Origin of the sequence: Streptomyces abyssomicinicus (assembly GCF_008974245.1) — a bacterium.
Taxonomy (GTDB): domain Bacteria; phylum Actinomycetota; class Actinomycetes; order Streptomycetales; family Streptomycetaceae; genus Streptomyces; species Streptomyces abyssomicinicus.
Genome location: NZ_BBZI01000008.1, coordinates 650,045 through 673,637, shown reverse-complemented (window position 1 = coordinate 673,637; position 23,593 = coordinate 650,045). Strand labels below are relative to the sequence as shown.

The following is a 23,593-nucleotide window of genomic DNA, read 5'->3' as shown; positions in this document are numbered from 1 at the left end:
CGGCGCCGGGCTCCGGCGCCGTCAGGCCCCGGTACCGCCCGAGCTTCCGCTGCCGGCGTTGTCGGTGCTGCCGTTGAAACCCCGGCGTATGCGGTCGGTGGCGCCCCCGACCAGCTTGAACAGCGGATCGGCCGAGGTGCGGACCGTGTCCGCGTAGCTGGCCGCCGACTCACGGAACGCGTCCGTCACCGAGGCCTCCTTGTCGTCCTCACGCCGCGGGTAGTGCCCGTCCATCAGCCGCTGGAAGTCCCGGGAGGACGCCCACCGCCGGAGCTCGGCCGCCCGGACCGTGGTGAACGGGTGGGAGCGCGGCAGCACGTTCAGGATCTTCAGCACCGAGTCGCGCAGGTCGCCGCCGGCCTCGTACTCCTCCGCCTGGCGGAGGAACGCGTCCACGTTCATCTCGTGCAGGTGGTTGCCGCCGGCCAGCTTCATCAGGCCGCGCATCGACGCCTGGACGTCCTGGCCGACCAGCAGGCCGGCCCGGTCGGCGGAGAGCTCGGACTTGCGGAACCACTCGCGCAGCGCCGTCACGATCGCCATCACCGCGACGTTGCCCAGGGGGATCCAGGAGATCCGGACCGCCAGGGTGGTGAGGAAGAGCAGCACCGTGCGGTAGACCGCGTGGCCGGAGAGGGCGTGTCCCGCCTCGTGGCCGACGACGGCGCGCATCTCCTCCTCGTCCAGCAGCTCCACCAGGCCGGTGGTCAGCACGATCACCGGCTCGTCCAGGCCCACGCACATCGCGCCCGGCTTCGGGTCCTGCGAGACGTACATCGCCGGGACCTTCGGCATGTCGAGGATGTAGCAGGCGTCCCGCAGCATGTCGTGCAGGTGGGGGAACTGCTCCTCGCCCACCCGGACGGAGTCCGACAGGAAGAGCAGGCGCAGGCTCCGCTCGGGGACCAGCCCGCTGAGGGCCTTGAAGACGGTGTCGAAACCGCTGAGCTTGCGCAGCGCGACCAGGGCCGACCGGTCCGCCGGGTGCTCGTAGGCCCGGGACGAGAGCCCCGGGAACCGCCTCCGGGAGCGCGCCGCGGCCCGCTCGTCGCGCTGCGTGTCGTCCTCGCCCGGCATCAGGTCCCCCGCCCGTGTCGCCCTCGTCCGCCCCCGGCCGCCCGGCCGGTGCTGCTGTGGGGAGGACGAGCGGGCGGGGCCGATGGTTCCCGTGACCGACCGGCGCATACGATGAGCCGACGTCCTTATCCAGCCCATACGGATTGGTCCAGCCGAAGATGAGCTTTGAGCAGAGCGCCGCGCAGTTGGTCACCCTCGCCGCCGAGGGCGGCGAGCACGGTCACCACATGAACCTCAACCCCCTGCTGCCGGGCATCGGCGCCTTCGTGATCCTCATGCTGCTGCTCTTCATCACCGTCGGCTTCAACCGCGACCGGTGACCCGGAACGGGTGATCCCGCCGCAAATCCCCAGGTGGGGAAGGTCGAGGTCAAGCTTCCGGGACCGGGCCGGTAGGGTCTGCACGCATGGGAGAGCAGGACATGCCCGCCGGTCCGGGAGGCGTCCCGGCCGCCGGCCCGGCCGACAAGGGAAGACGCCGCCTCGGGGTGATGGGCGGGACGTTCGACCCGATCCATCACGGACACCTGGTGGCGGCCAGTGAGGTCGCCGCGGCGTTCGCACTCGACGAGGTCGTGTTCGTGCCCACCGGCCGGCCCTGGCAGAAGAGCCACCGGACGGTCACCCCGGCCGAGGACCGCTACCTGATGACGGTCATCGCCACCGCCGAGAACCCGCAGTTCTCGGTGAGCCGCATCGACATCGACCGCGGCGGTCCGACCTACACCACGGACACGCTGCGCGACCTGCGCGCGCTCAACCCGGACACGGACCTCTTCTTCATCACCGGCGCGGACGCGCTCGCCCAGATCCTCACCTGGCGGGACGCGGACGAGCTGTTCTCCCTCGCGCACTTCATCGGCGTGACGCGGCCGGGACACATACTGCACGACCCAGGGCTGCCCGAAGGCGGTGTCTCGCTCGTCGAGGTGCCGGCGCTCGCCATCTCGTCCACGGACTGCCGTGCGCGAGTCGCCAAGGGGGCCCCCGTCTGGTATCTGGTGCCGGACGGAGTCGTGCGCTACATCGACAAGCGTCAGCTGTACCGCGGCGAGTGAGCCGAGAGGGGCACCGGTGAACGACCGATACGACGCGGGACACGCGGGACAGGCGGACGGCCAGTACGAACTGGTCGGCTACGACGAGTACGGGCAGCCCGTGTACCGGCAGGCGCCGCGCCAGCCCGGGCCGCAGGGCTATCCCGCCCCGCAGCACGGCGGCCAGGGCCGGCCGCCCCAGGGCGGCCCGGCGCCGCAGTCGCAGGGGTACGGCTACGACCCCTACGCGTCCGGCCGAGGGCCGCAGCAGCCGCCGGCCGGTGGCGGGCCGCAGCAGCCGCCCGCCACCGGCTACGACCCCTACGGCGCGGGCGGCCCGGGCACCGGGCAGCAGGCCCCCGTGCCCCCCGCGGGAGGGCCCGCCGGTCCGCCGTACGGCGGTCACCACGGCGGCCCGCCCCAGGGCCGTCCCGGGCAGCCCCCGCAGCAGCCTTCCCCGCAGCAGCCTCCCCGGCGGCCCGCGCCCGGCCAGGGCCCGGGCGGGCAGCCCTACGGCGGCCAGGGCATGCCCGTGGGCCGGCCGGCCGCGGCCGAGCAGTCCGCCCGGATCCCGCAGCAGGGCGGCCCCGGGCAGGCGCCGCGCCGGGACGCCGGTCCGGGGTACGACACCGAGCAGTTCGCCTTCGTCGAGGAGCAGGACGGCGAGTCCGAGGACGTCATCGACTGGCTCCAGTTCACCGAGAACCGCACCGAGCGCCGCGAGGAGGCCAAGCGCCGGGCCCGCGCCCGGATGACGGCCGTCCTCGTCGTCCTCGCCCTGGTCGTGGTGGCCGGCGGCGGCTACCTCTGGTACGCGGGCAAGCTGCCCTTCCTGTCCTCGTCGGACGGCGCACAGGGTTCCGAGACCGCCTCGGGCGCCCAGAAGCGCGACGTGATCGTCGTCCACCTGCACCCCACCAAGGGCTCGGACACCTCGACCCTGCTGCTGGTGGACAACGCCACCACCGAGGAGGGCAGCGCCGTGCTGCTGCCCAACTCGCTGGCCCTCATCGACCAGGACGGCAACGCCACCACCCTCGGGCAGTCCGTCGGTGACGACGGATCGTCCGGCACCCGGGATTCCCTGGACACCGTCCTCGGCACCCGGATCGAGGGCACCTGGCGGCTGGACACCCCGTTCCTGCAGAACCTGGTCGACATCGTCGGCCACATCGAGGTCGACACCGACACCGACGTCCCCGACCCCAAGGCCGAGGACGAGGGCGCCGCCCCGCTGGTCCACCAGGGCGAGCAGCAGACCCTCAGCGGCAAGATGGCCGCGGCCTACGCCACCTACCGGGGCCCCAGCGAGGCGCAGAGCGCGCAGCTGGAGCGGTTCGGCCAGGTCATGCGGGGCGTGCTGCGCAAGCTCTCCTCCGACGAGCAGGGCGCCACGGTCACCGTGCAGCAGCTCGGCCAGATCATCGAGCCGCCGCTGACCGACGAGGACCTCGGCCACTTCCTCGCCGGCCTCGCCGACCACGCCAAGGGCGGCGACTACCGCAGCACGCTGCTGCCCGTGGAGGGCGACGGCACCCTCGGCGAGAAGGCCAGCCAGGAGATCGTCGAGAAGATCCTCGGCGGCCAGGCCAAGAGCCCCGGCGAGGACGGCGGCGGCGTGCGCGTCAGCCTGCGCAACGCCACCGGCGGCAAGACCGACGCCAAGGAGCAGCCGATCGCCGACCTCGCCCGGGTGGCGCTGGTCAACGGCGGCTACACCTACGTCGCCGCCGGCAGCGCGGACGCGGCCGCCACCTCCGAGGTGCGGTACGCCGACGCGGGCGCCAAGGACGAGGCGATCGAGGTGGCCCGCACCCTGGGCCTGCCGGAGTCGGCCGTCACCAAGGGCGCCACCGCCTCCAACGCGGACGTCACGGTGGTGCTCGGCCAGGACTACGAGCCGGGCGCCTGACCCGCCGCGCACACCCGCGCACCCGCGCACGCACGGAGCCGGTCCCGCCGCCGCGGGACCGGCTCCGGCCGCTCCCGGCCCGGCCCGTGCGGCTCCGGCGGTGTGGCCATGGCCTCGCGGTATTCCGTGGGGCGGTCCCGGCGGTCCGTGAGACCCTGGACGGGAAGAAGTCCGACGACGGAAAGCCAGGCAGTGACCGCCACCGACCGATCCATCGAGCTCATCACCACCGCCGCTCAGGCCGCGGCCGACAAGCTCGCGCACGACATCATCGCCTACGACGTCAGCGACGTGCTGTCGATCACGGATGCCTTCCTGCTCGCCTCCGCGCCCAACGACCGTCAGGTCAAGTCGATCGTCGACGAGATCGAGGAGCGGCTGCAGAAGGAGCTCGGAGCCAAGCCGGTGCGCCGCGAGGGCGACCGGGACGCCCGCTGGATCCTGCTCGACTACGTCGACATCGTCGTCCACGTCCAGCACAGCGAGGAGCGCGTCTTCTACGCCCTGGAGCGTCTGTGGAAGGACTGCCCCGAGCTGGACCTGCCGGAAGAGGCCAGGGCGACCCGTGGCAAGGCCGCGGAGCACGCCCGGACGCAGGCCGCGCAGGAGGAGGCCGGGCTGCCGGACGGTGAGGTCTGGTGACGGCTGCCGCGGGAGCCGCCGCGAAGAACGCCGGCCGCGGCCGCCGCGTGATCCTGTGGCGGCACGGCCAGACCTCGTGGAACGTGGAGCGCCGCTTCCAGGGCACCACGGACGTCGACCTCACCGACACCGGCCGCGCCCAGGCCAAGCGGGCCGCCAAGCTGCTCGCCCGGCTGGCGCCGGACGCGATCGTCGCCTCCGACCTGCGGCGCGCCGCCGACACCGCCTCCGAGCTGGCCGCGCTCACCGGCCTGGAGGTCGCCCGGGAGGAGGGCCTGCGGGAGACCTTCGCCGGTGTCTGGCAGGGCCTCACCCACGACGAGATCCTCGCCCGGCACGGCGACGAGTACATGGCGTGGAAGCAGGGTGAGCCGGTCCGCCGCGGCGGCGGCGAGCTGGAGACGGAGGTCGCCGACCGCGCGGCCCCGGTGGTGCTGCGGCACGCCGAGAAGCTCCCCGTGGACGGCACCCTGGTCGTGGTCAGCCACGGCGGCACGATCCGCACCACCATCGGCCGGCTGCTGGGCCTGGACGCCCACCTGTGGGAGGGCCTGGGCGGACTGTCCAACTGCTGCTGGTCCGTCCTCGGCCAGGGCGCCCGCGGCTGGCGTCTGCTGGAGCACAACGCGGGCTCCCTGCCGGAGCCGGTGCTCGGCGACGACACCTGACGGCTCTCCCGGGCCCCGCGGGGGCCCGGGACCGGCCGATTTCACTTTTCGGCTGGTCACAGGCTAGAGTTCTACTCGTTCGCCCCGCCGAGCGGGATGCGAACGGCAAGGGGCTATAGCTCAGTTGGTAGAGCGCCTGCATGGCATGCAGGAGGTCAGGAGTTCAATTCTCCTTAGCTCCACAATCGGAAGATCCCGTCCGGTCGAAAGACCGGGCGGGATCTTCGCTTTGCCGTCACCTCGCCGGAGCCGCGCCGAGCCGTGCCGGGCCGAGCCGCGCCGCGCCGAGCCGCCGGAGTGCAGGAGGCGACTAGGAGGGCGTACGGCAGGGAAGGGATCCCGTCCGGCAGGACGGGATCTTTTCGTATCAGCCTGGTATCGGGGCGGCGGGCACCGGCGTCGTCCCGGTGCCGCCGCCGGCTCACATGGCAGAATCGGACGGCCGGAAGGGGACCGCGGCCCGACGGGAGGGAGTGGCGCGTGGGGGCACACCGCAGGAAGTGCGACTGGTGCGGCAGCGGCACGCCGATCGTGCGGGACATGGAGCCGGTCAACGAGGAGTACCAGTACTGGTGCGAGGAGTGCGCCAGGGCGCTGATCATAAAAGGCGACCCCATCGAGACCTACCGCGAGCTCGAGGGCGAGCCGATCTACGGCAGGCTGCTCGACGAGCTCTGCACCCTCAAGCGCTTCTACTCGTTCGAAACCGCCTGAGCCGCCTTACTTTCCGGGCGAATCCGGACAGAGCGGAAACGATTTGGTGTCCGCCCCCCAGGGTCATGTAATGTTCTCTGTGTCGCCGGGGGGAACCGCAGAGGGAAGCCCGGACGACACACCGCAAGGGGCTATAGCTCAGTTGGTAGAGCGCCTGCATGGCATGCAGGAGGTCAGGAGTTCAATTCTCCTTAGCTCCACAGTCGAGAAGGCGGGTCATCCAAAAGGATGGCCCGCCTTCTGCGTGTCCCGCCGTTCGAACTGCCTCGCGGCGCTTCGAAGGGCTGCGGTACCCTGACGCCATGCGTGCCGTACGCCTTCTGCTTAGCGAGCCGCGCTGATCAGTCCCGGCCACCACGAGAACCGTGGCCGGCATCGGCGCGGCGCCCCCTCCTGTGCGAGGGGTTTTTTCATTTCCGGGCCCTCCCCCGAGCTCTCGGCTCCGCTCGAGCAGGTGGGGGCACCCACGGCAGAGACGACGTCGATCGATGGAGCTTTGAGGATCATGAGCGAGACGAACCCCGCCACCGCCGCCGAGTCGGCGGAGGTCGCGCCGCACCGCTACACGGCCGCCCTGGCGGCCGAGATCGAGGCACGCTGGCAGGACTTCTGGGACGCCGAAGGGACCTACGAGGCCCCGAACCCGTCCGGCGACCTGGCGGGCGACCCCGAGGTCGCCGCCCGCCCCAAGAAGTTCATCATGGACATGTTCCCGTACCCGTCGGGTGCGGGCCTGCACGTCGGCCACCCGCTGGGCTACATCGCCACCGACGTCTACGCCCGCCACCAGCGGATGACCGGGCACAACGTCCTGCACACCCTGGGCTTCGACGCCTTCGGCCTGCCGGCCGAGCAGTTCGCCGTGCAGACCGGCACCCACCCGCGGGTCTCCACCGAGGCCAACATGGCCAACATGAAGGCGCAGCTGCGCCGCCTGGGCCTGGGTCACGACAAGCGCCGGTCGTTCGCCACGATCGACCCGGAGTACTACCGGTGGACCCAGTGGATCTTCCTGCAGATCTTCAACTCCTGGTACGACCCCGAGGCCGGCAAGGCCCGCCCGATCGCCGAGCTGGTCGCCCGGTTCGAGAGCGGTGAGCGCGAGGTGCCCGGCGGCCGTGCCTGGGCCGACCTGTCCGCCGTCGAGCGCGCCGACCTGCTGAGCGAGTACCGCCTGGCCTACGCCTCGGACGCGCCGGTCAACTGGTGCCCCGGCCTGGGCACCGTGCTGGCCAACGAGGAGGTCACCGCCGACGGCCGTTCCGAGCGCGGCAACTTCCCGGTCTTCAAGGCCAGGCTGCGTCAGTGGAACATGCGGATCACCGCCTACGCGGACCGCCTGCTGGACGACCTGGACGGGCTGGACTGGCCCGAGGCGATCAAGCTGCAGCAGCGCAACTGGATCGGCCGCTCCGAGGGCGCCCGCGTCGACTTCCCCGTCGACGCCGACGGCGAAGCGGCCGCCGTCACCGTCTTCACCACCCGCCAGGACACCCTGTTCGGCGCCACCTACATGGTGCTGGCGCCGGAGCACCCGCTGGTGGAGAAGTTCACCCCCACCGCCTGGCCGGAGGGCACCCGCGAGGCGTGGACCGGCGGTCACACCACCCCGGCGGAGGCGGTCGCCTCCTACCGCGCGCAGGCGGCGTCCAAGTCCGACGTGGAGCGTCAGGCCGAGGCCAAGGACAAGACCGGCGTCTTCACCGGTGTCTTCGCGACCAACCCGGTCAACGGGGAGAAGATCCCGGTCTTCATCGCGGACTACGTGCTGATGGGCTACGGCACCGGCGCGATCATGGCCGTGCCCGCCCACGACAGCCGTGACTTCGCCTTCGCCCGCGCCTTCGAGCTGCCCATGCGCTGCGTGGTCGAGCCCACCGACGGCCGGTCCACCGACCCGGCCGACTGGGACGGCGCCTTCGCCTCCTACGACGCGAAGCTGATCAACTCGGCGGGCGAGGACATCTCCCTGGACGGCCTGGGCGTCGTCGAGGCGAAGGCCCGCATCACCGCCTGGCTGGCCGGCCGGGGCATCGGCGAGGGCACCGTCAACTACCGCCTGCGCGACTGGCTGTTCAGCCGCCAGCGGTACTGGGGCGAGCCGTTCCCGATCGTCTACGACGAGGACGGCGTGGCGCACCCGCTGCCCGAGTCGATGCTGCCGCTGGAGCTGCCGGAGGTCGAGGACTACTCGCCGCGCACCTTCGACCCGGACGACGCGGACACCCAGCCGGAGACCCCGCTGTCGCGCAACGAGGACTGGGTGAACGTCACCCTGGACCTGGGCGACGGGCCGAAGAAGTACCGCCGCGAGACCAACACCATGCCCAACTGGGCGGGCTCCTGCTGGTACGAGCTGCGCTACCTGGACCCGCACAACGACGAGAAGCTGGTCGACCCGGCGATTGAGCAGTACTGGATGGGCCCGCGCGAGGGCATGCCGCACGGCGGTGTCGACCTGTACGTGGGCGGCGCCGAGCACGCGGTGCTGCACCTGCTGTACGCGCGGTTCTGGTCCAAGATCCTGTTCGACCTGGGGCACATCTCCTCGCCCGAGCCGTTCCACAAGCTGTTCAACCAGGGCATGATCCAGGCCTTCGTCTACCGCGACAGCCGGGGCATCGCCGTGCCGGCCGCCGAGGTGGAGGAGCGCGACGGCGCCTACTGGTACCAGGGCGAGCAGGTCTCCCGGGTGCTGGGCAAGATGGGCAAGTCCCTGAAGAACGCCGTCACCCCCGACGAGATCTGCGCCGAGTACGGCGCCGACACCCTGCGCCTGTACGAGATGGCGATGGGCCCGCTGGACGTCTCCCGCCCGTGGGACACCCGCGCGGTGATCGGCCAGTACCGCCTGCTGCAGCGGCTGTGGCGCAACATCGTCGACGAGGCGACCGGCGAGGTCACCGTGGTCGAGGACGCCGGGCACGCCGTCGACGACGACACCCTGCGGGCCCTGAACAAGGCGGTCGACGGCGTCCGCCAGGACCTGGAGGGCATGCGGTTCAACACCGCCATCGCCAAGATCACCGAGCTGAACAACCACCTGACCAAGGCCGGCGGCGCGGTGGCGCGCTCGGTGGCCGAGCCGCTGGTCCTGATGGTCGCCCCGCTGGCCCCGCACTTCGCCGAGGAGCTGTGGCGCCGCCTGGGCCACACCGAGTCGGTCGTCCACCAGGACTTCCCGGTCGCCGACGCGGCCTACCTGGTCGACGAGACGGTGACCTGTGTCGTGCAGATCAAGGGCAAGGTCAAGGCGCGTCTGGAGGTTCCGCCGTCCGTCTCGGAGGAGGAGCTGGAGAAGATCGCGCTGGCCGACGAGAAGGTCGTCGCCGCGCTGGGCGGGGCCGGGGTCCGCAAGGTGATCGTCCGGGCGCCGAAGCTGGTGAACATCGTCCCGGCCTGACCAGGACGCATGTGCCGACGAGGCCCGCGCGGGCGAGGCCCGCGCGGGCGAGGCCCGCGCGGGCGAGGGCGGACGCGCGGGCGGGCCCGGGGGGACGGGACGGCACGGTCGGCCGGGCCCGCGGGCCCCGTCGCGTGAACGCCGTCTCCCCGTGGCGTGAACGCCGTCCGGGTGGGAAACCGCCCCCTAGGGGACGCAGGGCCTGCGGAACCGGGGAACGATCAGGGGCGGGTCCGGGGTTCCGTGGAACTCCGGACCCGCCCCCGGCGTTTACCGTGGGAGAGTGGTGGGGGGACCGATTCCCGCACCGGGTGGCTGCGCGCGAAGGAGGAACTGCGGTGGATGTGGTCATTGCCGTATTCGCGGTGATCTTCTTGCTGCTGGTCTCGCTGGCCGCCTGGGGCACGGTCAAGGCCGTCGGCGCCGCCAGGCGCGGCGTGGACCGCACCATCACCCAGGCCCGGCGCTCGGTCGAGGACACGACGCTGCGCGCCCGCTCGCTGGCCCAGCCCGGCCCCGTCGGCGAGCTCGCCGAGCTGCGGCTGAAGCTGCGCACCTCGATGCGGGCCACCCAGCAGGCCCTGGAGGCGGGCTCGGCCGACGACGGCTCGCTCAAGGAGTCCCTCGGCCTCTTCGAGCGGCTCGGCGCGCACGGCCGTGAGCTGGACGGCGACCTCAAGCGGCTGGAGTCCGAACCCGACCGCGCCACCCTCGCCGAGCGGCTGCCCGGCCTGCGTGAGCGCACCGAGCAGATCGTCAGCTCCGCCGACTCCCTGCGCTGGGCCGCCCGGGACCGCGCGCGCCGCTTCGCCGAGGACGACCTGGAGTCGCTGAGCGCCCAGATCGACGTCGAGGCCGGCGCCCTGCGGCACTGGGACCGGGTCGAGGAGACGCCGCAGCAGCCGGCGCCCGAGACCTCCCGCGGCCGGGGGACGGAGCAGGAGGCCCCCCGTCAGAAGGCCCCGCGTGAGGACCGTGCCGCGCTGAACCCGTCGCGGCCCCGGACGCCCAACCCGTGGGAGAAGCTGGACCGGCAGGCCCGGCCCGAGAGCACCACCTGACCTGACGCGGCGCCGGAGCGGAGGCGAAGGCTCCGGGGCGGTTACCCCCGCGTCACCGGGGTGGCATGCCGGGCGGCGAGTACGGCAGGTAACCTCCAGTCCATGTCCCGCCATGTCGCGATCGTCACCGATTCCACGGCCTACCTGCCGCCCCGGACGACGGCCCGGCACGGCATCACCTCCGTCCCGCTGACCGTGGTCCTCGGCGACCGGGCGCTGGAGGAGGGCACCGAGATCTCCGCCCGCTCCCTCGCCGAGGCGCTGCGCAGGAAGCTGCCCGTCACCACCTCGCGGCCCGGCCCGGAGGTCTTCGCGGAAACCTATCGGCGGATCGCGCAGACGGGCGTCTCGGCGATCGTCTCCCTGCACCTGTCCGCCGAGTTCTCCGGCACCTACGACGCCGCCGTGCTGGCCGCCCGGCAGGCGCCGGTGCCGGTACGGGTCGTGGACACCGGGATGGTGGCGATGGCCCTCGGGTTCTGCGCGCTGGCGGCGGCCGAGACGGCCGAGGCGGGCGGCGGCGTGGACGAGGTGGTCGCGGCCGCGGAGAAGCGGGCCGCCGGGACCTCCGCCTTCCTCTACGTGGACACCCTGGAGTACCTGCGGCGCGGCGGGCGGATCGGCGCGGCGCAGGCCTTCTTCGGGTCGGCGCTGGCCGTGAAGCCGCTGCTGCAGCTGGCCGACGGGCGGATCGAGCCGCTGGAGAAGGTGCGCACGGCGTCCCGGGCCATCGGCCGGCTCGAGGAGATCGCCGCCGAGCGGGCCGGCGCGGCCCAGGTCGACATGGCGGTCCATCACCTGGCCGCCCCCGAGCGCGCGCTGGCCCTCGCGGACCGGCTCCGCGCCAGGGTGCCGAACCTCGCCGACCTGCACGTCAGCGAGGTGGGAGCGGTGATCGGGGCGCACACCGGGCCGGGGCTGCTGGCGGTGGTGATCTCCGCGCGGTGACGCGGTTGTCCACAACGGGGGCGGTTGTCCACAGGTTTCGGCCTTGATCATCGCGGTGTGCGGTATCGGCGGATCCTGGGCCCATGGCAACGGGAACCCCACTTCACACGGCATCGCGTGCGGCGGCACGTGCGGCATCTCGGACGGCATCCCGTACGGCATCCCGTACGGCATCCCGTACGGCTTCGACGACGACGTTCGGCGCGCCGTCCCACGCGGCAGCCGACGCACCTCGCCGGACACCTCACGCGGCGGCTCCCGCGGTGCGCCCCGCGGGCCCTCCGGCGGGGCCGCGCACCGGGCCGCCGCCTCCACGGGCGCCGGGGGCGCCACCGGGGGCGCCGCCACCGCTCCCGCCGGACGGCACCGGGGGACGCGCGGGGCCTCGCGGGGTGCCTCAGCCGGGGCCGGGGGCGGGGCTTCACGCCGGGTCCGGGGCAGGGCGGGGTGCGGTGTGGCGGGCGGCGCCCGCGCACGAGGCCTCCGGCGTGCCGGCCCGGCGGGCACCTCGTACCGTGCACCTGCGGGCGTCCGGCGTGGCACCGCCCACCGTGCCGCTGCTCACGGGCGACTCCGGGGGCCCGCGCGGAGAGCCGGGGGGAGCGCCCGGCACCGTGCCGACGGCGCAGGGCCGCGCGGCCGCTTTGCCCGGCGGTTCCGGCCGGGGGCGGCACCGGAGACCTTCCGACGCCGCCGACGCCACCCGTGACCGTGCGGCGGCCCTGTTCGCGACGCCGCCCCGTGGCGTCCCGCCCTCGCCGTCCCCACCGGTGGAGGTGAGGGAGGACACCGCCGCCCCGTCCGGACCGGCGCGGGGCGGGGACGGCTGGGCGGAGGCCCTGCGGGACCGGCTTCCGCCGTGGCTGCAGGCGGCCTGCGCGCTGCACCGGCGTGGTGTCGTCGCGCTGGCGGCGCTGCTCGCCCTGGCCGTCGCCCTCGCGCTCCAGCACCACCTGGCCGCGCGGCCCACTCCGGTCGCCGCGCCGAAGAACGTCCAAGGGGCGGTGCCGAGTCCCTTCCGGCCCCGCCCTGCCGGAGCCGGGCACACCACCGCCGCGCCGCCGATCGTGGTGGACGTCGGCGGCAAGGTGCGCGACCCCGGGGTGCACGCCCTGCCGCCCGGGTCCCGCGTCGCGGACGCGTTGCGCGCCGCCGGCGGGGTGCGGCCGGGAGCGGACACCGCAGGCCTCAACCGGGCCCGCTTCCTGGTCGACGGCGAGCAGCTCCTGGTGGGCGTCGACCCGCCACCGGGAGCCCCGCCCCCGCCCGCCGCGCCGGGCGGTGCCGCCGGTGCCGCCGGTTCCGCCCCGGGGCCCGCCGCACCGGTGGCGCTGAACACCGCCACCGTGGAGCAGCTCGACACGCTGCCCGGAGTGGGCCCGGTGCTGGCCCAGCACATCGTCGACCACCGCACCCGCACCGGCGGGTTCCGCACGGTGGAGGAGCTGCGCGAGGTCAACGGCATCGGCGACCGGCGCTTCGCCGACCTGCGCGACCTGGTCCGGCCATGACACCCCGCGCCTCCCACCCGCCCGGCCTCGGGCCCGCCCACCCGGCCGGCTCCGGTGCCGACTGCCCGGGCTGGCTGGGGGCCGACTGCCCGGGTGGGCCCGGGGCCGACGGTTCGCGCACCCGCAGGGGCGCCTGCCCTGCCGACCTTGGGATCGAGTGTCGGGGCGTTCGCGGCGGCGCCTGCCCTGCTGACCCGGGGACGGGCCGCCCCATCGATCTCGGGGCCGATCGCCCGGGCGATCGTGGGACTGTCCGCTCGGCCGACCTTGAGGCGGGCCGCCCGCCCGGCCCCGGGACCGGCCGCCCCACCGACCTTGGGGCCGAGTGTTTGGCCGGCTGCGGGTCAGCCGCTTGCTCGGCCGACTGTGAGTCCGCCCACCCCGCCCACCCCACCGACCGCGGATCGAGCCACGCGCCCGGCCCCGATGCCGATCACCTGGCCGACACCAGGGGCGACCTCCCCGCCGCCCCCGGGAGCGACCGCCCCGGCGGTGGCGGGGCGGGGGGAACAGCGGTGGGGCCGCTCGGGCGGGCTGCCGCACACGCTGCGGCCGGTCCGCGGGGTGCCGCGCATCCGCGGCAGGAGGGCCCGGTCGACCTCCGGCTGGCCGGGCCCGCGGTCGCCGCGTGGGGGACCGCCGCCGTCACCCTGCCCGCGCCGCCCGCGGTGGGCGGCGCGGTGGCGGTGGCCGGCCTGGTGGCCGCGCTGGTCCTGCTGCGCGCCCGCGGGGGCCTGCGGGCGTCGGCGACCCGGGCCGGGCCGCGGACCACCGTGGCCGCGGTGCTGCTCTGCGCCGCGGGGGCCGCCGCCTCCGCCGGACTGCACGGCGCGCAGCTGCGCAGCGGCCCCGTGCCCGCGCTCGCCGCCCGCGAGGCCGTCGTCACGGCGGAGGTGCGGCTCACCTCCGACCCCCGGCTCGCCCGCCCCCGGGTGACCGGCAACCGGCCCATGACGCCCACCGTCCTCGTCGACGCCGAGATCCGCCGCCTGGACGGACCGGCGGGGGAGACCACCCTCCGCACCCCGGTGCTGCTGCTGGCCGACCCCGGCGAGGCGCGGGCCCGCTGGCTCGCCCTGCTGCCGTCCACCCGGCTCGCCGTCACGGGCCGTCTGGCGCCGGCCCGCTCGGGCGGTGACCGCTTCGCGGCGGTGCTGAAGTCGCGGGGCGGCCGTGCCCCGCGCGTGGTCGCCGGCCCCACCGGGGCCCAGCGGACCGCCGGGCGGCTGCGCGCCGGGCTGCGGGAGGCCACCGACGGACTGGAACCGGACGCCCGGGCGCTGCTGCCGGGCCTGGTGGTCGGCGACACCTCACGCATCACCCCGGAGCTCGACCACGCCTTCCAGGAGACCGACCTCGCCCACATCCTCGCCGTCAGCGGGAGCAACCTGACGATCCTGCTGGCCCTGCTGCTGGGCCCGCCCGGCCTCGCCCAGCGCGCCGAGCGGCGCGGACTCGCGCCACGCCTGGGCCTGACGCTGCGGACCACCGCCCTCCTCGGCGGCGCGCTCACCCTCGGCTTCGTCGTCGTCTGCCGGCCGGACCCCAGCGTGCTGCGGGCCGCCGCCTGCGGCACGGTGGTGCTGCTCGCGCTGGCGACCGGGCGGCGGCGGGCGATGGTGCCCGCACTGGCCGCCGCCGTGCTGCTGCTCGTGCTGTACGACCCGTGGCTCGCCCGCAGCCCGGGCTTCCTGCTCTCCGTGCTGGCCACCGGTTCACTGCTGCTGCTCGCCCCGCGCTGGAGCGAGGCGCTGCGCCGCCGGCGGGTGCCGCCCCGCCTCGCCGAGGCGCTCGGCGCGGCCGCCGCGGCGCAGGCGGTGTGCGCGCCCGTGGTGGTGGTGTTCTCCGGGCGGGTCAGCCTGGTCGCGATCCCCTGCAACCTGCTCACCGAGTTCGCGATCGCCCCCGCCACCGTCCTCGGCTTCGCGGCACTGCTCACCGCGCCCCTGGCGATACCCGTGGCCGAGGTGCTGGCCCGCTGCGCGGGATGGCCCGCCGGCTGGGTGGTGGACGTGGCGCGGGCCGGGGCGGGGCTGCCGGGGGCCGGGGTGGACTGGCCCGAGGGATGGGGCGGGGCCGCGCTGCTCGCCGTGACCACCCTGGCCGTGCTGCCCGTCCTGCGGCGGCTGCCCGGACGGCCGCTGCTGTGCGCGGGCCTCGGGCTGCTGCTGGCGGTCGCGGTGCTGCGGCCTCCCCAGGTGACCCGGCTGATCACCGGCTGGCCGCCGCCGCACTGGCGGATGGTCGTCTGCGACGTCGGGCAGGGCGACGCGCTGGTCCTCGACGCCGGCCCCGGCTCCGCGGTGGTGATCGACACCGGGCCGGAGCCCGAACCGGTGGACCGGTGCCTGCGGACGCTCGGCGTGCGGCGGGTCCCGCTGGTGGTGCTGACCCACTTCCACGCCGACCACGTGGCCGGGCTCCCGGGCGTGCTGCGGGGGCGCTCGGTGGCGGAGATCGCCGCGACCGGGCACGCGGACCCCGTCGACCAGGCGGCCTTCGTCCACCGGACCGCCGCCGCGGCCCGCGTCCCGGTGACCCGGGCCGTCGCGGGACAGGAACGGCGGGTGGGCGACGGGCTGCGGTGGCGGGTGCTGTGGCCGGAGGCCGCCGGCATCGCGGCGCTCAGCCCGAACGACGCCAGCGTCGCGCTGCTGGTGCGGACCGCGGGGCTGCGGCTGCTGCTGCTCGGAGACCTGGAACCGCCGGGACAGCGGGCCCTCGCCGCCTCACCCCTCCTCGACCGGCTCGGCCCCGTCGACGTCCTGAAGGTCGCGCACCACGGCTCCGCGCACCAGGACGCGGAGCTGACGCGCCGTCTCGCGCCCCGGCTGGCCGTGATCAGCTGCGGTCACGACAACGTCTACGGCCACCCGGCGCCCTCCACGGTCGCGGCGCTGCGGGCCCGGGGAGCGGAGGTACGGCGCACCGACCGGGACGGGGCGGTGGCGGTCACCGGGGCGCGCGGCTCGCTCGGGGTCGTCACGGCGGGCCCCGGGTGACCCGTGGCGGGGGCGGGGTCCGCGAGCCTCGGTGTATGTCGCAAAATATGCGCGTGAACGATGTGAGACACGTGCTGGTGCTGCCCGATCGCGAGGCCGCGGAGGAGGCCGCCGAGGCGCTCGCGGAGCGCTTCGGCGTGGACGAGGAACCGGGCGTCGTGCGGGACGCGCTCGCCGGGGAGGACGACGCCGAGGACGCCCAGTGGCTGGTCCTGCTGGCCGACGAGGACGAGGCGCTGGACCCGGCGGCCCTCGACGAGTTCGCCGCCGAGTGGGACGGCTGGCGCGAGGAGCCCTGACGGCCGGCCGGCCGGGCTGTCGGCGGCGCGTGGGATGCTGGGGCGGATGGCCAGGAAATCAGCTCACGACGATCTTCTCGCGCCGGTCACCCTGGCCGTGGGCCAGGAGGACCTGCTCCTCGACCGCGCCGTGCGGGAGGTGATCGCCGCCGCCCGGTCCGCCGACGCGGACACCGACGTACGCGACCTCACGCCGGATCAGCTGCAGCCGGGCACCCTCGCCGAGCTGACCAGCCCCTCGCTCTTCGCCGAGCGCAAGGTCGTGGTCGTCCGCAACGCGCAGGACCTCTCCGCGGACACCGTCAAGGACGTCAAGGCGTACCTCTCCTCTCCCGCCGAGGAGATCACCCTGGTGCTGGTCCACGCGGGCGGCGCCAAGGGCAAGGGCCTGCTGGACGCGGCCCGCAAGGCCGGGGCCCGTGAGGTCGCCTGCCCGAAGATGACCAAGCCGGCCGACCGGCTCGCCTTCGTCCGCGGCGAGTTCCGTACCGCCGGGCGGTCCGCCACCCCCGAGGCGTGCCAGGCGCTGGTCGACGCGCTCGGCAGCGACCTGCGGGAGCTGGCCTCCGCCGTCTCCCAGTTGGTCGCCGACGTCGACGGCACCGTCGACGAGGAGGTCGTGGGCCGCTACTACACGGGCCGGGCCGAGGCCTCCAGCTTCACCGTGGCCGACCGGGCCGTCGAGGGCCGGGCCGCCGAGGCGCTGGAGGCGCTGCGGTGGTCGTTGTCCACGGGGGTCGCTCCGGTGCTGATCACCAGCGCGCTGGCCCAGGGCGTCCGGGCCATCGGGAAGCTGCTCTCGGCGCGCGGCGGCCGTCCGGCCGACCTGGCGCGCGAGCTGGGCATGCCGCCGTGGAAGATCGACCGGGTGCGTCAGCAGATGCGCGGCTGGAGCGAGGACGGCGTCTCGGTCGCCCTCCGCGCCGTCGCCGAGGCGGACGGCGCGGTCAAGGGCGCCGGCGACGACCCCGAGTACGCCCTGGAGAAGGCGGTCGTCACCATCGCCCGCGCCGCCCGCTCGCGCGGCCGGGGCTGACGCGGAGGACGAACGGCGGCGACCAGGGGGGAACGTTCCCCCCTGGTCGCCGCCGCCGACGTCTCACGCCTCGCGCGAGCCCGCGTACATCTCCTCGATGAGGTGGGCGTACTCCCGCTCGACCACCGGCCGCTTCAGCTTGAGGCTCGGGGTGATCTCGCCGTGCTCGACGTCCAGGTCGCGCGGCAGGAGCCGGAACTTCTTGATGGTCTGCCAGCGCTGGAGGCCCTCGTTGAGCCGCTGCACGTAGCCGTCCACCATGGTGACCGTCTCCGGGTGGGCGACGACCTCCGCGTAGGACTTGCCGGCCAGCCCGTTCTCCGCGGCCCAGCCCATCAGGGCGGCCTCCTCCAGGGCGATCAGCGCCGTGCAGAAGTTCCGCGAGGCGCCGTGCACCAGGATGTTGGAGACGTAGGGGCAGATCGCCTTGAACTGGCCCTCGACCTCGGCCGGGGCGACGTACTTGCCGCCGGAGGTCTTGATCAGGTCCTTCTTGCGGTCGGTGATCCGCAGGTACCCGTCGGTGGAGAGTTCGCCGATGTCGCCGGTGTGGAACCAGCCGTCCTCCTCCAGGACCTCGGCGGTCTTGTCCGGCAGGTTGTGGTAGCCCTGCATGATGCCGGGGCCGCGCAGCAGGATCTCGCCGTCGTCGGCGATCCGGACCTCGGTGCCGGGCAGCGGCTTGCCGACCGTGCCGGTGCGGTAGGCCTCGCCCGGGTTCACGAAGGAGGCGGCCGAGGACTCGGTGAGGCCGTAGCCCTCCAGAATGTGCACGCCGGCGCCGGAGAAGAAGTAGCCGATCTCCGGGGCCAGGGCCGCGGAGCCGGAGACGCAGGCGCGCAGGTTGCCGCCGAACGCCTCGCGGATCTTCTTGTAGACCAGCAGGTCGGCGAGCTCGTGCTTGAGGGAGAGCCCGAACGGCGCGGTGGCGTTGCCCGTGCGGCGGTAGTTCTCCTGGGTGACCTTGCCGTACTCGCGGGCCACGCCGGCCGCCCACTGGAAGATCTTGTACTTGGCGCCGCCGCCCGCGCGGGCCTTGGCCGCGACCCCGTTGTAGACCTTCTCGAAGATGCGCGGGACGGCCGCCATGTACGTCGGCCGCACCACCGGCAGGTTCTCGATGATCTTGTCGACCCGCCCGTCCACGGCGGTGACGTGCCCGGTCTCCACCTGGCTGGAGAGCAGCACCTTGCCGAAGACGTGGGCCAGCGGCAGCCACAGGTACTGCACGTCCTCCGTGGTGACCAGGCCGGTGGCGGAGATCGCCTTCGCCATGTACGCCCAGCAGTCGTGCGGCAGGCGTACGCCCTTGGGGCGGCCGGTGGTGCCGGAGGTGTAGATCAGGGTGGCCAGCTGGTCCTTGGTGATCGCGGAGACGCGCTCCTTGATCACCTCGGGGGACTTCTCCAGCAGCGCCGCGCCGCGCCGCTCCAGTTCCGTCAGCGTCAGGACCGTGTCACCGGTCTCCACACCCTCCGGGTCGATCACCACGATGTGGGTGAGGGAGGGCAGCTCGGCCTTCTTCTCCAGCGCCTTGGCGACCTGCGTGGCGTCCTCGGCGATCAGCACCTTGCTGTCGGAGTCGGAGAGGATGAAGGCCGACTCGTCGGCGTTGGTCGACGGGTAGACCGTGGTCGTCGCGGCGCCCGCGCAGAGGATGCCGAGGTCGGCGAGGATCCACTCGACCCGGGTCGCGGCGGCCAGCGCCACCCGCTCCTCCGGGGCGACGCCCAGGGAGACCAGGCCCGCCGCGATGCCGAAGACACGGTCCGCGGCCTGCCGCCAGGTGAGGGACCTCCACTCGTCGGGGCCCTGCCCGGAGGAGGACGGCACCGGATGGCGGTACGCCTCCGCCTCCGGTGTGGCCTCCACTCGCTCCAGGAACAGGTTCGCCACACTCGGCGGACGGTTATCGATCAGGGTCTGTGTGTCGCTCACGACATCCTCCGGGGCCCGCGGCAGTGCGTGCGGCCGGCTCGGCCACTACTGACGGCTGCTGGTGCGGCTGGCTGGTTTGCGGCTTAATTCCCTCGCGCGTCCCTGTGTTAACTCGCGAGTAACTGAACGAGCAGGCATCAGGGTAAGGGCCGACCCGACGGTATGTAAGAGGCTACGGGCAGGCATTTCCCCAGTTCCCGCTGTGCCCCCGGTCACCCGACGCGGAAGGGGCCCGCCGCGATCACGCGACGGGCCCCTTCCGGTGGCGGTTGCGGCCCGGCCGCCCGGCCGGACCCGCGCCTACTTCTTGCCCTTGCCGGACGACGCGCTGTCGTCGCTGGAGAGCACCGCGATGAAGGCCTCCTGGGGAACCTCCACGGAACCCACCATCTTCATCCGCTTCTTGCCCTCCTTCTGCTTCTCCAGCAGCTTCCGCTTCCGGGAGATGTCACCGCCGTAGCACTTGGCGAGGACGTCCTTGCGGATGGCGCGGATGGTCTCGCGGGCGATCACCCGGGAGCCGACGGCGGCCTGGATCGGCACCTCGAAGGCCTGCCGGGGGATGAGCTCGCGCAGCTTGGCCACCAGCCGCACGCCGTAGGCGTACGCCGCGTCCTTGTGGGTGATCGCCGAGAAGGCGTCCACCTTGTCGCCGTGCAGCAGGATGTCCACCTTGACCAGGCTGGACGTCTGCTCGCCGGTGGGCTCGTAGTCCAGCGAGGCGTAGCCGCGGGTCTTGGACTTCAGCTGGTCGAAGAAGTCGAAGACGATCTCCGCGAGCGGCAGCGTGTAGCGGATCTCCACGCGGTCCTCGGAGAGGTAGTCCATGCCGAGCAGCGTGCCGCGACGGGTCTGGCAGAGCTCCATGATCGCGCCGATGAACTCCGACGGCGCGAGGATCGTGGCCCGCACGACCGGCTCGTACACGTCGTTGATCTTGCCCTCGGGGAACTCGCTCGGGTTGGTGACGACGTGCTCGCTGCCGTCCTCCATGACCACGCGGTAGACCACGTTGGGGGCGGTGGCGATCAGGTCGAGGCCGAACTCGCGCTCCAGGCGCTCGCGGATCACGTCCAGGTGGAGCAGGCCGAGGAAGCCGACGCGGAAGCCGAAGCCGAGGGCCGCGGACGTCTCCGGCTCGTAGACCAGCGCCGCGTCGTTGAGCTGGAGCTTGTCCAGCGCGTCGCGCAGCAGCGGGTAGTCCGAGCCGTCCAGCGGGTACAGGCCCGAGAACACCATCGGCTTGGGGTCCTTGTAACCGCCCAGCGCCTCGGTCGCGCCCTTGTTCAGGGTGGTGACCGTGTCACCGACCTTCGACTGGCGGACGTCCTTCACGCCGGTGATCAGGTAGCCCACCTCGCCGACGCCCAGACCGTCGGCCGGCAGCATCTCCGGCGAGTTGGTGCCGATCTCCAGCAGCTCGTGGGTGGCGCCGGTCGACATCATCCGGATGCGCTCGCGCTTGTTGAGCTGGCCGTCGATCACACGGACGTAGGTGACCACGCCGCGGTAGGAGTCGTAGACCGAGTCGAAGATCATCGCGCGGGCGGGGGCGTCCTTGACGCCGACCGGGGCGGGGATCCGCTCCACGACCCGGTCCAGCAGGTCCTCCACGCCCAGGCCGGTCTTCGCCGAGACCTTCAGCACGTCGGAGGGGTCGCAGCCGATCAGGTTGGCGAGCTCCTCGGAGAACTTCTCGGGCTGCGCGGCCGGCAGGTCGATCTTGTTGAGGACCGGGATGATCGTGAGGTCGTTCTCCATCGCCAGGTAGAGGTTGGCGAGGGTCTGGGCCTCGATGCCCTGGGCGGCGTCGACGAGCAGGACGGTGCCCTCGCAGGCCGCGAGGGACCGGGACACCTCGTAGGTGAAGTCGACGTGCCCGGGGGTGTCGATCATGTTCAGGATGTGCGTCGGGCTCTGGTCGCCCCCGGTCCTGGGGGCCCACGGCAGACGCACCGCCTGGGACTTGATCGTGATGCCGCGCTCGCGCTCGATGTCCATGCGGTCGAGGTACTGGGCGCGCATCTGCCGCTGCTCGACCACACCGGTCAGCTGGAGCATCCGGTCGGCGAGCGTGGACTTGCCGTGGTCGATGTGCGCGATGATGCAGAAGTTGCGGATCAGAGCCGGGTCGGTACGGCTCGGCTCGGGCACATTGTTAGGGGTCGCGGGCACGCAGGGTCCTGTCTCTTGAGGCGCCTTATGCCTCGGGTCGGATCAGTACGTAGCCTCCATGCTCCCATGGCGCGGGGCCTGTGACGGGTTTGGGCCGCTGTCGGGGCGACTGGTAGCCTGGGCCGCTGTGTCTCCATGCCCTTGCGTGCGGAGGCTCACCCAAGAAAATCACACGGCCCGCGAGGCCTCGCCCTCGTGTGCCAAGAACCTGAAAAGGCTCATTCGTGGCGAACATCAAGTCCCAGATCAAGCGGAACAAGACCAACGAGAAGGCCCGGCTGCGCAACAAGGCCGTCAAGTCCTCTCTGAAGACCGCGATCCGCAAGGCTCGCGAGGCCGCTGCCGCGGGTGACCTCGAGAAGGCGACCGAGTACCAGCGCGCCGCCGCGCGTCAGCTGGACAAGGCCGTCTCCAAGGGCGTCATCCACAAGAACCAGGCCGCCAACAAGAAGTCGGCGCTTGCTTCCAAGGTCGTCGGCCTCCAGGGCTGAACCACCCTCGGTTCGTTCTCTGATCTGAACGACTGAACAATCGCTGGAAGGACCCAGAGCGGGCCCTCTCTCATCCGCTCCCGACCGGCATCAAGGGTTCGTACGCGGCCTGCGTTCGCCACGCGGGTACGGACCCAGCACACCTTTTCAGCGCCCCGGCCCCCGCGCCGCCTTCCCCAGGCGGTCCGGAGGCCGGGGCGTTCGGTCTTCCCGGCCGCCGGTCGCCGCTGCCCGGCCACCCCGGCGCCCGGCCGTCCCGGCGCCCGGCCGTCCCGGCGCCCGGGGCGCCCCGGCCTCCGGCCCTCCCGGGCTTCGCCGGCGGTGGGGGACAATGGACCCCATGCCTTCCGCTCTCCCCGACGGCGAACCCGTCCCCGCCGACGGCACGCTGCCGGCCTCCGCCCTGGCGGGCGCCCACGAGCGCCCCCTCGGGTTCTACCTGCACGTCCCGTACTGCGCGACCCGCTGCGGGTACTGCGACTTCAACACCTACACCGCCACCGAGCTGCGCGGCAGCGGCGGCGTGCTCGCCTCCCGCGACAACTACGCGGACACCCTCACCGAGGAGGTCCGCCTGGCCCGCAAGGTGCTCGGCGACGACCCCCGCCCCGTGCGCACCGTCTTCGTCGGCGGCGGCACCCCCACGCTGCTCGCCGCCGGTGACCTGGTGCGGATGCTGGACGCCGTCCGCCAGGAGTTCGGCCTGGCCGAGGACGCGGAGGTCACCACCGAGGCCAACCCGGAGTCCGTTGACCCCGCCTACCTGGCCGAGCTGCGCGAGGGCGGCTACAACCGGATCTCCTTCGGCATGCAGTCCGCCCGGCGCCACGTGCTCCAGGTCCTGGACCGCACCCACACCCCCGGCCGCCCCGAGGAGTGCGTCGCGGAGGCCCGCGCGGCCGGCTTCGACCACGTCAACCTGGACCTGATCTACGGCACCCCCGGGGAGTCCGACGACGACTGGCGGGCCTCCCTGGACGCCGCGCTCGGCGCCGGACCGGACCACGTGTCGGCGTACGCGCTGATCGTCGAGGAGGGCACCGGCCTGGCCCGGCGGATCCGCCGCGGCGAGGTCCCGATGACCGACGACGACGTCCACGCCGACCGGTACCTGATCGCCGAGGAGACGCTGTCGGCGGCCGGGTTCGACTGGTACGAGGTCTCCAACTGGGCGACCTCCGAGGCCGCCCGCTGCCTGCACAACGAGCTGTACTGGCGGGGCGCCGACTGGTGGGGCGCCGGACCGGGGGCGCACAGCCACGTCGGTGGCGTGCGGTGGTGGAACGTGAAGCATCCCGGCGCCTACGGGGCCGCCCTCGCCGAGGGGCGCTCCCCGGGCGCCGGGCGCGAGCTGCTGTCCGCCGAGGACCGGCGCGTCGAGCGGATCCTGCTGGAACTGCGGCTGGTGGACGGGGTCCCCCTGGACCTCCTGCGCCCGGCCGGCCGCGCCGCGGCGGACCGGGCACTCGCCGACGGCCTGCTGGACCCCGGCCCCTTCGCCGCGGGCCGCGCCGCGCTGACCCTGCGCGGCCGGCTGCTGGCCGACGCCGTGGTGCGGGACCTGGTGGACTGAGCGGCTCCACCACTCGTGCGAGTGACTCCGTGCGGTTCCGTCCCGCGGTCCCTAGGCTGTTCGTAGGCTGCCGCCGACAGTGCACGACGCGGCGGATCGGGAGGCTC

The 23,593-nt window shown here is 73.6% G+C and carries 18 protein-coding genes and 2 tRNA genes; 17 read left to right on the top strand and 3 right to left on the bottom strand.

The genetic code is table 11. From position 1 onward, the window contains the following. Positions 1 to 21: 21 nt before the first annotated feature. Positions 22 to 1,077 (bottom strand): M48 family metallopeptidase, encoded by a 1,056-nt coding sequence (locus tag GBN72_RS19950; protein ID WP_151773192.1) that lies wholly within the window; start codon positions 1,075 to 1,077, stop codon positions 22 to 24. Between the two features lie 158 nt (positions 1,078 to 1,235). On the opposite strand from GBN72_RS19950, the gene GBN72_RS34190 reads away from it, so the two are divergent. The 15 genes from GBN72_RS34190 (at position 1,236) to holA (ending at position 17,309) form a co-directional block, all read left to right on the top strand. After that, positions 1,236 to 1,397 carry a hypothetical protein gene (locus GBN72_RS34190; RefSeq protein ID WP_164540743.1) on the top strand — a complete coding sequence of 54 codons (162 nt, stop codon included), beginning with the start codon at positions 1,236 to 1,238 and terminating at the stop codon, positions 1,395 to 1,397. An 86-nt stretch (positions 1,398 to 1,483) separates the two neighbouring features. After that, entirely contained in the window at positions 1,484 to 2,134 is a 651-nt protein-coding gene (nadD, locus tag GBN72_RS19945; protein WP_151773191.1) for a nicotinate-nucleotide adenylyltransferase, read from the top strand. A 16-nt stretch (positions 2,135 to 2,150) separates the two neighbouring features. Next, positions 2,151 to 4,025 (top strand): LCP family protein, encoded by a 1,875-nt coding sequence (locus GBN72_RS19940; protein ID WP_151773190.1) that lies wholly within the window; start codon positions 2,151 to 2,153, stop codon positions 4,023 to 4,025. Positions 4,026 to 4,217: 192 nt separating this feature from the next. After that, on the top strand, positions 4,218 to 4,667 hold the full coding sequence (rsfS, locus tag GBN72_RS19935; RefSeq protein ID WP_151773189.1) for a ribosome silencing factor: 450 nt from the start codon (positions 4,218 to 4,220) through the stop codon (positions 4,665 to 4,667). Next, complete coding sequence (locus GBN72_RS19930) at positions 4,664 to 5,335, top strand: histidine phosphatase family protein (RefSeq protein WP_151773188.1); 672 nt, start codon at positions 4,664 to 4,666, stop codon at positions 5,333 to 5,335. Before rsfS ends, GBN72_RS19930 begins: the two co-directional genes overlap by 4 nt. Positions 5,336 to 5,444: 109 nt before the next feature. Further along, a tRNA-Ala gene (locus GBN72_RS19925) sits at positions 5,445 to 5,517 on the top strand. 298 nt (positions 5,518 to 5,815) lie between these two features. Next, complete coding sequence (locus GBN72_RS19920) at positions 5,816 to 6,049, top strand: hypothetical protein (RefSeq protein WP_108955357.1); 234 nt, start codon at positions 5,816 to 5,818, stop codon at positions 6,047 to 6,049. Positions 6,050 to 6,176: 127 nt separating this feature from the next. Further along, a tRNA-Ala gene (locus tag GBN72_RS19915) sits at positions 6,177 to 6,249 on the top strand. A gap of 305 nt (positions 6,250 to 6,554) precedes the next feature. Next, positions 6,555 to 9,452, top strand: coding sequence for a leucine--tRNA ligase (gene leuS / locus GBN72_RS19905; RefSeq protein WP_151773187.1), 2,898 nt, complete (start codon positions 6,555 to 6,557; stop codon positions 9,450 to 9,452). 338 nt (positions 9,453 to 9,790) lie between these two features. Beyond that, positions 9,791 to 10,513, top strand: a complete 723-nt coding sequence (locus GBN72_RS19900; protein WP_151773186.1) for a hypothetical protein — start codon at positions 9,791 to 9,793, stop codon at positions 10,511 to 10,513. A 102-nt stretch (positions 10,514 to 10,615) separates the two neighbouring features. Beyond that, positions 10,616 to 11,461 carry a DegV family protein gene (locus GBN72_RS19895; protein WP_151773185.1) on the top strand — a complete coding sequence of 282 codons (846 nt, stop codon included), beginning with the start codon at positions 10,616 to 10,618 and terminating at the stop codon, positions 11,459 to 11,461. Between the two features lie 551 nt (positions 11,462 to 12,012). After that, entirely contained in the window at positions 12,013 to 12,972 is a 960-nt protein-coding gene (locus tag GBN72_RS35410) for a ComEA family DNA-binding protein (protein ID WP_439959786.1), read from the top strand. A gap of 515 nt (positions 12,973 to 13,487) precedes the next feature. Further along, positions 13,488 to 15,974, top strand: a complete 2,487-nt coding sequence (locus GBN72_RS19880) for a ComEC/Rec2 family competence protein (RefSeq protein WP_246212658.1) — start codon at positions 13,488 to 13,490, stop codon at positions 15,972 to 15,974. A 53-nt stretch (positions 15,975 to 16,027) separates the two neighbouring features. Further along, positions 16,028 to 16,273 (top strand): hypothetical protein, encoded by a 246-nt coding sequence (locus GBN72_RS19875; RefSeq protein WP_151773182.1) that lies wholly within the window; start codon positions 16,028 to 16,030, stop codon positions 16,271 to 16,273. A gap of 46 nt (positions 16,274 to 16,319) precedes the next feature. Next, positions 16,320 to 17,309 (top strand): DNA polymerase III subunit delta, encoded by a 990-nt coding sequence (gene holA / locus GBN72_RS19870; RefSeq protein ID WP_218042063.1) that lies wholly within the window; start codon positions 16,320 to 16,322, stop codon positions 17,307 to 17,309. Between the two features lie 63 nt (positions 17,310 to 17,372). On the opposite strand, the gene GBN72_RS19865 is transcribed toward holA, so the two are convergent. Further along, entirely contained in the window at positions 17,373 to 19,247 is a 1,875-nt protein-coding gene (locus GBN72_RS19865; protein ID WP_151773180.1) for an AMP-dependent synthetase/ligase, read from the bottom strand. A 300-nt stretch (positions 19,248 to 19,547) separates the two neighbouring features. Continuing rightward, on the bottom strand, positions 19,548 to 21,422 hold the full coding sequence (lepA, locus tag GBN72_RS19860; protein WP_151773179.1) for a translation elongation factor 4: 1,875 nt from the start codon (positions 21,420 to 21,422) through the stop codon (positions 19,548 to 19,550). A gap of 224 nt (positions 21,423 to 21,646) precedes the next feature. On the opposite strand from lepA, the gene rpsT reads away from it, so the two are divergent. Together rpsT and hemW are read left to right on the top strand one after the other, a co-directional pair. Beyond that, positions 21,647 to 21,913, top strand: coding sequence for a 30S ribosomal protein S20 (rpsT, locus tag GBN72_RS19855; protein WP_151773178.1), 267 nt, complete (start codon positions 21,647 to 21,649; stop codon positions 21,911 to 21,913). Between the two features lie 340 nt (positions 21,914 to 22,253). Continuing rightward, complete coding sequence (gene hemW, locus GBN72_RS19850) at positions 22,254 to 23,486, top strand: radical SAM family heme chaperone HemW (protein WP_151773177.1); 1,233 nt, start codon at positions 22,254 to 22,256, stop codon at positions 23,484 to 23,486. The last annotated feature ends 107 nt before the right edge of the window (positions 23,487 to 23,593 follow it).

Excerpts from the sequence above, each read along its gene's own strand:
- GBN72_RS19950 (WP_151773192.1), bottom strand. The coding sequence starts at position 1,077 with ATGCCGGGCGAGGACGACACGCAGCGCGACGAGCGGGCCGCGGCGCGC.
- GBN72_RS34190 (WP_164540743.1), top strand. The coding sequence starts at position 1,236 with ATGAGCTTTGAGCAGAGCGCCGCGCAGTTGGTCACCCTCGCCGCCGAG.
- nadD (WP_151773191.1), top strand. The coding sequence starts at position 1,484 with ATGGGAGAGCAGGACATGCCCGCCGGTCCGGGAGGCGTCCCGGCCGCC.
- leuS (WP_151773187.1), top strand. The coding sequence starts at position 6,555 with ATGAGCGAGACGAACCCCGCCACCGCCGCCGAGTCGGCGGAGGTCGCG.
- GBN72_RS19895 (WP_151773185.1), top strand. The coding sequence starts at position 10,616 with ATGTCCCGCCATGTCGCGATCGTCACCGATTCCACGGCCTACCTGCCG.
- holA (WP_218042063.1), top strand. The coding sequence starts at position 16,320 with ATGGCCAGGAAATCAGCTCACGACGATCTTCTCGCGCCGGTCACCCTG.
- hemW (WP_151773177.1), top strand. The coding sequence starts at position 22,254 with ATGCCTTCCGCTCTCCCCGACGGCGAACCCGTCCCCGCCGACGGCACG.